A 9,452-nucleotide genomic window follows, 5' to 3' on the forward strand; every position below is an offset into this window, starting at 1 on the left:
ATTGCGATTAAGCATACTTGGTTAATGATACAAATGAAGCATCAGTTTAAATTCAATCCTTTAGCGACTGCTATTTTCAGCCTCTTATGCGGAAGCTCGATTACGGCATACGCAGATACATCTAATACTGTTTCATCCCTAACCAACGACCAACTTAAAGCAAGCATAAAAGAAGCCTATGCTGGGCAACATTTTTTTGAACAATACTATGTTGATAAATCTGCACCTGAAGCTCAACAACGTCAGGGCAAATCTCTTAGTGGTGCGTATTGCCGAGGTGCATGGGTCACACCGATTGTATCGAGCGAGGCAACCATAGACCCAAGCAATGCAACTTCCGTTGTGACTGCTGACTATGGTCATTATGACCCGAATGGTGACTCTGTCCTTGAAGGGAATGTCATGATCGACCAACAAGGTCGACAAATTCGTGCAGATAAAATCACCATTGATAAAACACAGACTTATGCCAATGCGCAAGGTCGTGTGCAAATGGCACAAGCGGGTCTCTTGGCTCAAAGCGATCAAATTAATTACAACCTAAAAACCCAGCAAGGTGATTTAAATAACAGTTACTACATTGCTGAAGAACAACATGCACACGGACATGCAGAAAAGATTGCACGCACCTCAGAAAATGTGGTGATGTTAAGCAATGCGACCTACAGCACCTGTCCTCCTGAACAAAAACCGACTTGGAAGATTCAGGCTGACAGCATTGAACTAAATCAAGAAACTGGACGCGGTGTCACCAAAGGCACCAAATTGTATGTTAAAGATGTACCCGTTTTGGCTGTACCCTACTTTAACTTCCCAATTGATGACCGTAGAACCACTGGTATTTTAACCCCAGGTTTTGGTTATACCAATGACGGTGGTATTGAGTTTTCTGTACCTGTCTATTTGAATCTTGCCCCGAATTATGATGCCACACTCACGCCACGCTATATGAGTGATCGTGGTGCCATGATTGACGCTGAGTTCCGTTATCTCACCGAAAACTTTGGCGAAGGGAAAATCTGGGGAGGCTACCTGCCTTCAGATGAAAGCTATGAAAATCAAGATCGTAAAGATTTGCATGTATTACACAAATGGCAAATCAACGACAGTTTTTCAACCAATCTAGAATATAACTATGCATCGGATAAAGATTATTTTACCGATTTAAACAACAACCCAAATACCAAAACAGACTTAAACCTGCGTCGTGCTTGGGAACTCAATTATAAAAATGGTGTACCAGGACTTACTGCACAGTTAAAAGTTGAAGACTTCCAGACTTTGGATAAAACCGTTTCTGATGAAGATCGTCCATATGCTCGCTTACCGCAGTTTTTATTAACCTATAAAGGTGGAAATCCACAAGGTTTCCAGTACGAGTTTAATAACGATACTGCTTATTTTAAAAAGAATATTGGCAGCACCTCTTCAGCAACCTCTGAACCAAGTGGCACACGTATCTATAATGACTTCGCTGTCCGTTATAATTACCGCAACCCTTGGTCATTTGTTATTCCAGAAGTATCGGTACGCAGCATCAACACCTTCTACGACCAAGATACAATTACTGCGCAGCAAAGCCAAACCACAAGTGTGAGCTCTGACCAGAACAAATCTGTGGTTGTGCCGCAGTTTAGCTTAGATACCGGCTTAACCTTCGAGAAAGATGGTAAATATCTGCAAACCATCACTCCACGTGCGTTCTATGCTTATGCACCGTATGAAAATCAATCGGATTATCCAAACTTCGACACCATTAGTGCTTCAATTAACTATGACCAACTGTTTAGCTCAAAACGCTTCTATGGTCATGACCGCTTAGAAGATAATAACTTCTTATCTTTAGGGGTAAGTTATAGCTTGTTTGATGATATTGGTTTAGAGCGTTTAAAAGCTAGCGTGGGTCAGAGTTTTTATTTTGATGATCGTCGCGTCACCCTAGATGGCACAACAGATGAATTGAACACCGAATCACACACGGGTCCAATTGTTAGCCTATCAAGTCAATTGTCTGAACATTATCGACTTAGTGCAAACTCTGCATGGATGGCGAACGGAGATAATGCACAACGTGACGTTCAACTTTACTATATGGGTGATCAAGGCAATATCTACAGTGCTGGTTATTTCTATCGTAAAGAAATCACCAATCGTCAAGATAAATATGACCAATTTGTTGCATCATTTATACAACCAGTACATAACAACTGGCGTATTATGGGGCACGCTCAATATGACATGGATAACAACGTTGCGCGTGAATACTTGCTTGGCGTGAATTACGAATCGTGCTGCTGGGGAATTTCCCTATACGGACGTTCTTACTACAACGACTTGGATGATGTAAGTGATTCTAGCGTTAAACCTAAAAAAGCTTTCATGGCCGAAATCAACCTGAAAGGTTTAGCTGGTTTTAACAACAAACTGGCATCCATGCTTGAAAATCGAATTTTAGGTTACGATCGTATTAATTAATTTGGACACGATGTTAATGAAGACAAAACAGTTAAAACAATTCTTTAAGGCAACTGCACTCGCTATTGCCCTTTCTTCATCAATGCCGACATTTGCACAGACTTCCGATGAAGTGGTCGCAGTTGTCGACAACAGTGTCATTTTACGAAGTGATTTAGAACAAAGTGTTGCTGAAACCAAACATCAATTAGAAGCTCAAAAGCGCCAAGTTCCGCCCGATCAGTATCTTGAGCAACAAGCACTAGAACAACTGATATTACGTCAAACACAATTAGAGCAAGTAAAACGCTATAACATAAAAGCTGATGAAAAAAGCTTAAATGAAGCAGTATTAAAAGTTGCCAACCAATCTGGAAGTAACTCTTTAGAAGCTTTCCAACAAAAATTGGATAAAATGGCGCCTGGCACATATGAATCATTACGCAAACGTATTGCTGAAGATTTAGCCATTAACCGTTTACGCCAACAGATCGTCATGTCACGCATTAAAATTAGTGACCAAGATGTTGCGAATTTCTTGAAAACTCCACAAGGCCAAGCGGCTTTGGGTAGTCAGGTTCATGTGATTCATGCACGTGTATCAGGAGAGAACAATGTTGAGACTGTTGCCAAACAAGTCCGCACTGCATTAGACAGTAGCAATGATATTGCTGCTATTAGCAAGCAATACAGCACCAATGACGTTAAAGTCGAAGGTGCGGATATGGGCTTTAGAAATCTTTCAGAAATTCCAACAGAGCTTGCAGCGCGTGTGACTCCATTACAAGTGGGTCAAACCAGCGAGTTAATTGCCGCGCGTGATGGTGTTCATATTATCAAACTGTTAGAGCGCAAAGGATCTGAGCAAAAAGCGATTATCCCGCAATACAAAACGCGACATATCTTGATTCAACCCTCGGAAGTGGTTAGCCCTGAAAATGCCAAGCAAATGATTGACAGCATTTATAATCGTTTAAAAACAGGTGAAGATTTTGCTGTTCTTGCAGCAACCTTCTCAAATGATTCAGGTTCTGCACGTGATGGCGGAAGTTTAGGTTGGGTTAGCCCTGGTGTGATGGTTCCACAGTTTGAAGAAAAAATGAAAAGCACACCTGTAGGACAAATCAGTGAACCCTTCCAAACCCAGTTTGGCTGGCACGTCCTGCAAGTTACCGAGACTCGTCAACAGGATATGACACAGGAATATCAAGAGCGCATGGCGCGTCAAATCTTGGGCGAACGCCAATTTGATACGGAACTTGATAGCTGGTTACGTGAAATTCGCAACAATGCCTTTGTTGAGATTAAAGATCCTAGCTTAGATCGCAAGAACAACAAAACTTCTTAAAGATCTATCGTAAAAAGCCAGTCTAGAATGACTGGCTTTTTTATGTGCAGCATGTAATACAATCATATCTTACATTCTCATTTTAACCCCTATCAGCAATTAAGCTCAAAAGCCCTAATTACTCTTTCGTGCTTTTAGGCAAAAAAAAGCCTCTCAACAGAGAGGCTTTTATAATGAATATCAATTAACGATTGTTGTCGTCTTCTTGAGAGTCATCAAATTTAGTTTCGCCATCAAAGCTACCTTGACCACCGAAACCGCCTTGACCGCCGAAGCCGCCACCTTGACCGCCGAAGCCACCTTGACCGCCGAAGCCGCCACCTTGACCGCCGAAGCCACCTTGACCGCCGAAGCCGCCACCTTGACCACCGAAGCCACCTTGACCGCCGAAGCCACCACCTTGACCGCCGCCAAAGCCACCGCCTTGACCACCACCAAAGCCACCACCTTGACCACCAAAGCCTGTACCTTGCGCACCAGCTGGGGCACCAGCAGGACGTGGGTTACGAGCAGGTACAACCGTAGAAATAGCGTGTTTGTAAACCATTTGGCTTACAGTATTTTTTAATAAAACAACATATTGGTCAAAAGATTCAATATGACCTTGTAACTTAATACCATTAACAAGGAAGATAGATACAGGAATACGTTCTTTACGGAGAGAATTCAAGAACGGATCTTGCAAAGTTTGACCTTTAGACATGTTATACAACTCCAAAAAATATTAAAAATCAGCGCAAAAAACTATCTTTATTTTTCAATTAAAAATTATAAAAAAGACAGTGTGTAAATTTTGCTTTATCCGTAACAGTTTCGCAAGTCTTCTTGAGCCTGCTTTATTGTTAAATATGTTTTAAATTTATGCGACTGTTGCAAAGATCTTAACCATGTATATTGACGTTTGGCAAGTTGTCGTGTCGCAAAAAGGGCTTTATCCTCCATTTCTTTCTTATTTTCGAGACTTTTGTCGCTTTTTAATAAAAAATCCAAGGCTTGTCGGTAACCCACTGATCTCATTGAAGGCAAATCATCAGTTAGATCGTATTTTTCAATTAGTGATTCCACCTCATTCAAAAAACCGATTTCCCACATAATTTCCAAGCGTTTTTCAATTCGCTGATGTAATTCTAACCGATCTGGCAACAAAGCATAATTATGAAAAGTGTAACGATATGGTACATTTTTTGGCTGTTCTGCCTGTAGTTTGGTAATTGGCTGCCCAGTGATCCGAAACACCTCTAGTGCGCGAATAATACGCTGCTTGTCACTGACCTTGAACTTCTCACCTGCCAATGGATCCACTGCGCACAGCGATGCATATACCACCTCCCAGCCTTCACGCTCACCTTGCGCTTCAATTTCAGCACGAATCGCATAATCCGCACTCGGTAAGTTACTCGACAATCCTTCAAGCAAAGCTTTGAAATAAAGCATGGTGCCACCAACCAAAATTGGAGTTTTACCCTTCGCATGAATCTCATCAATTAAACTTGAGGCATCTTCTACAAACTGCGCAGCAGAATAGACGTCCAATGGACTAATGATGTCGATTAGATGGTGCGGATACTGGGCCTGCTCTGCCTTACTCGGCTTTGCAGTGCCTATATCCATATCTTGATAAACCAATGCCGAGTCTACAGAGATCAGTTCGAAATTGCCCTGTTCATATAACTCACATGCTAAAGCCGTTTTACCGCTGGCTGTAGGTCCCATCAAATTGATGACAGGCAATTGATTCGACATTTAGGTTTACTCTCCTCGAGCAAAAAGTTTATCAAGCTGAGCCAATGGAAATGCACGCCATGTAGGACGTCCATGATTACATTGACTCGCAAATTCAGTCTGCTCCATTTGACGAAGCAAAGCATTCATTTCTGAAAGGCTTAATAGACGATGCGCACGAACCGCACCATGACAAGCCATTCCCGCCAAGATTTGATCGCGCTTCTGCATGAGCCCGCGCACTTCATCAGTTGGATCCAAATCATTCAATAATTCGGGAATCAGTGCGGAAAAATCAGCTTTATGTAATATTGCAGGTACGCCACGAACGATGACTTGTTCATCACCATACTGGTCTATTTCCAAGCCCAATCGTGCTAATGGATTTTTTAAATCTTCCACTCGAAGCGCCTGCATACGATTCACACTGACCACTTTAGGAATCAACAACTGCTGAGAAATCCAAAATTCAGGGGTTTCCCAAGCAGATTTCATCTGTTGCAGTAAAATCCGCTCATGTGCTGCGTGCATATCAACAATAATTAAGCCTTCAGTATTTTGCGCCAAGATATAAATCCCGTGTAATTGCGCAATTGCGATTCCAAGTGGATGTTCATCCACTTTAGTGGCTACAAAATCTTCAATTGTATCTGCAGCAACCTGACTCTGCGCTCTTAACGGTGCCAAATAACTCTGTAAAGCAGCATTGGTAGCCTGTGCTGAATTGACCTGATAATTTCGCGATTCTTGTGCAACATATTGCACGGTTTGCGGCTGTGATGATTCAAAATCAGTCAGCACTGCTTGCGGTTCAACTGCAGCGGTCTGCTCGACAGCACGATGTAATTGAAACTGCTCTTGATAGCGGGGTTGCTGTACATTATTTGGGCTGGTTTGCTCAACTTTCAAGGCTTGTGCCAAATCTGCACTCGCAGTTTGAAACTGCGCCAAAGTATCTTTGGCAAAATGGCGTACAAATTCATGTACTTCACGTTGATTTAAAAAGCGGATTTCATGCTTGGTTGGATGGACATTGACGTCGATATTTTCTGGGTCTACTTCTAAAAACAGCAGATAGGCCGAATGCTGATGTCCATGTAAAATACCATCATAGGCCATGCGTAAGGCATGCGAAATGGTCTTGTCTTTGACAATTCGTCCATTCACATAGACATACTGCAAATCGGCTTGTGCTCGTGCATCTGAAGGATGCCCTAACCAGCCACTTAAACGCATATTGACGCTATCCGCATCGATCCAATACGCATTCTCTGTAAATTGTCGCCCCAGCAATTGCTGCACGCGCTGAAAACGTAATGCACCACTATCTGCAACAGGTAAGTTCAAACGAATATTGTTGTTATGTTCTAGCACAAAACGAATATCAAAATGGGTTAAGGCTAAACGACGTACAATTTCTTCAATATGACCAAACTCTGTGCCAGGCTTTTTTAAAAATTTGCGGCGAGCTGGTACATTAAAAAATAAATCCTGTACCCGAATATGGGTACCACGCGATGCTGCAACTGCTTGAATTTCTTGATGTTGAAATGCAGTACCATTCACTTCAACTTGATAGCCCACACCATCGTCAACCTGGCTACTGGTTAAAGTGAGGCGCGAAACCGCTGCAATGGATGCCAATGCTTCACCACGAAAACCCAAACTCACAATCGCGTGTAAATCTTCAGCGGTCTGAATTTTACTGGTGGCATGCCGCATGACTGCCAAAGACAAATCATCAGGATGAATCCCGCGACCATTGTCAATAATTTCAATCAGCGTGCTGCCACCTTGCTCTACACGAATAATCAGCTCTGTGGCACCAGCATCAATTGAGTTTTCCAGCAACTCTTTGACTACAGATGCAGGACGTTCAATGACTTCACCCGCTGCAATCTGGTTGGCGAGTGCTGGATCTAGAGTATGAATACGACGTGTAGAAAAGTCTTCATGCATGTTGAAATGCCTGTTCAAGCGCTTTTAACAACGCTTCAGATTGAAAACTTAAAGTCGCTTGACGTGATAACTCATCTTCAGATTTTAAAATTTCAATGGTTAAGTCCGCTGTTGGAATTTCTTCACCACCTTTACTTGGCCATTCAAACAAGAATAATGCATGTGGTGTATCCAGATAGTCACGGATGCCCATTAATTCAAGCTCATAAGGATCATTCAGACGATACAGATCAAAATGAAAGACAGCCTTATCTTGAATGTTATACGGCTCAACCAAGGTATAAGTCGGACTTTTGACCGAACCTTGATGCCCCAGCTGCTGGATTAAAAAGCGGGTAAATGTCGTTTTTCCCGCACCCAAATCTCCAATTAAATAAATGACACCCTCAGCAAAATATTGAGCAATCACTTGCGCAAGTTGCTGGGTATCTGCTTCAGAGTTTAGGGGCAAATGAAATGAATACGACATATGACTCACAACATGATTTAAAAGTAGAATTATGATAGCATCGCAACGCTTTTAATACCTATGCCACGCATACGAAATGTGCATTTTTAATACAGCACTTGTGTTCTGCTAACCTGTTGTGATTGATATCTTATGACTGCGAATAATTTTGTTCCACCAATGATTCGTGGTAGATATTTTTAAAATTAAATATTAAAAAACAAAATCTTATATAAATTAGTATTTTTTATGGTTGCAATATAGTAGCAGAATGATTTGCAAATCATTGATAACTACAAACCATTTTTGAGGTAAACACTCGCTTAGACAGAGTTTGAACAGGCATTACTTATCAGTTTTTCTAATTTTATCGCTTTCAAACCTCTACTATATCAAAGCCTGAGTATACCTATTAAAAGCATCATATTAATTTTGAATAAATCCAAAATTGTCACTTATTGTCAACTCAAATTACAAATGTTATTAATTACAAATAATACTCTGCACAACCTTTTTAAGAAGGTAGTATTAATAAGCAGTCATGATCTTTAATAAATTTAAAGTATCCTTCCTAATTAAACTAATACAGGAAAAAGAATGTCAAATAACCGAGTTGGAATAGAAGTTATAGGTGGTGGACATCACTTGATTGAAGATACCGATATTTCTATAACAGGTGATGGAAAAGGTATTGTGCTTAATCAAGCTGTTAATGTAAGAACAAAAAACGTTAATATTCAATTTAAGGATGAAATTGATTATTTTGAGAAATTAGAAAAATTTATCAATAGCATTCAGGATGATACAAAACTAGAGTCTTCAAATATTTCATTTAAAGATAAGGCTATTCAAAATATTCACTTAGTACAAAATGAGAAAGATCGTAATAATTGGAAACAACGAAGTATTGATCTTTTCGGCACACTTAGTGCTTGGATTACTATCAATAGTGCTCTTGGCGACCCGATGCAACCCTATTTACAAAAATTGATAGAATTAATGGGAAGATAATTATGGCATTAATTTCGATCGATCAGAGCTATGGAGTTACTATTACTAATGTAAAGTGCTCTAATTCAGATGCAGTTATTCACTCAAAAGACTCTAGATTTATTCGCATATCCGGAGTTGAAGCAAACAGTTGTGAAAAAGGTGTAATTTTAGAAAACTGCTGGGATGCGGAAGTAAATAATGTAAATATTACAACCTCTAATTCCAGTTTATTTAGAAAAAATTTGCTGGCTTCAACAATTCCTATGCTTATGCTTATGAAGAAAAAATAGGGCTATTCCAAACGTCTAATGCGCACAAGAAGCCCTCAATTGAGGGCTTCTACATTAAATCATTCTAGAATATTTACAGAGCCGTTTAATTCAAAATGAACAATCTTATGTACCATGTTTCTCCTACTCTTCTAGGCGTTGGAAGCACAATTCAAAAAGGCAATTGGGGGAGAATTATAAAGAAATATACTGATAAAAATGCCAACTCAATATTGTTTCGTGAATACATTTTAGAAAT

The 9,452-nt window shown here is 40.4% G+C and carries 8 protein-coding genes; 4 read left to right on the plus strand and 4 right to left on the minus strand.

The window, feature by feature from the left end; all coding sequences use genetic code 11:
* Positions 1-33 precede the first annotated feature (33 nt).
* Both ACWQ4X_RS11965 and ACWQ4X_RS11970 read left to right on the plus strand, forming a co-directional pair.
* Positions 34-2,475 carry an LPS-assembly protein LptD gene (locus tag ACWQ4X_RS11965; protein WP_457903787.1) on the plus strand — a complete coding sequence of 814 codons (2,442 nt, stop codon included), beginning with the start codon at positions 34-36 and terminating at the stop codon, positions 2,473-2,475.
* 16 nt (positions 2,476-2,491) lie between these two features.
* Entirely contained in the window at positions 2,492-3,802 is a 1,311-nt protein-coding gene (locus ACWQ4X_RS11970; RefSeq protein WP_457903788.1) for a peptidylprolyl isomerase, read from the plus strand.
* Positions 3,803-3,986: 184 nt separating this feature from the next.
* On the opposite strand, the gene hfq is transcribed toward ACWQ4X_RS11970, so the two are convergent.
* The 4 genes from hfq to tsaE all read right to left on the minus strand — a co-directional run bounded on the left by hfq (position 3,987) and on the right by tsaE (position 7,952).
* A complete protein-coding gene (gene hfq / locus ACWQ4X_RS11975; protein WP_142768940.1) occupies positions 3,987-4,505 on the minus strand; it encodes an RNA chaperone Hfq in 519 nt (172 codons plus the stop codon).
* A 95-nt stretch (positions 4,506-4,600) separates the two neighbouring features.
* Positions 4,601-5,545 (minus strand): tRNA (adenosine(37)-N6)-dimethylallyltransferase MiaA, encoded by a 945-nt coding sequence (gene miaA / locus ACWQ4X_RS11980; RefSeq protein ID WP_457903789.1) that lies wholly within the window; start codon positions 5,543-5,545, stop codon positions 4,601-4,603.
* A 6-nt stretch (positions 5,546-5,551) separates the two neighbouring features.
* Positions 5,552-7,483, minus strand: a complete 1,932-nt coding sequence (mutL, locus tag ACWQ4X_RS11985) for a DNA mismatch repair endonuclease MutL (protein WP_457903790.1) — start codon at positions 7,481-7,483, stop codon at positions 5,552-5,554.
* Positions 7,476-7,952 carry a tRNA (adenosine(37)-N6)-threonylcarbamoyltransferase complex ATPase subunit type 1 TsaE gene (gene tsaE, locus ACWQ4X_RS11990; RefSeq protein WP_457903791.1) on the minus strand — a complete coding sequence of 159 codons (477 nt, stop codon included), beginning with the start codon at positions 7,950-7,952 and terminating at the stop codon, positions 7,476-7,478. The genes mutL and tsaE overlap by 8 nt, the downstream gene beginning before the upstream one ends.
* A gap of 576 nt (positions 7,953-8,528) precedes the next feature.
* Between tsaE and ACWQ4X_RS11995 the strand changes: the two genes are divergently transcribed.
* Together ACWQ4X_RS11995 and ACWQ4X_RS12000 are read left to right on the plus strand one after the other, a co-directional pair.
* Entirely contained in the window at positions 8,529-8,942 is a 414-nt protein-coding gene (locus ACWQ4X_RS11995) for a hypothetical protein (RefSeq protein ID WP_457903792.1), read from the plus strand.
* 2 nt (positions 8,943-8,944) lie between these two features.
* Positions 8,945-9,214, plus strand: a complete 270-nt coding sequence (locus ACWQ4X_RS12000) for a hypothetical protein (RefSeq protein ID WP_457903793.1) — start codon at positions 8,945-8,947, stop codon at positions 9,212-9,214.
* The last annotated feature ends 238 nt before the right edge of the window (positions 9,215-9,452 follow it).

Source organism: Acinetobacter sp. NigerLNRRAM0016 (assembly GCF_054112845.1).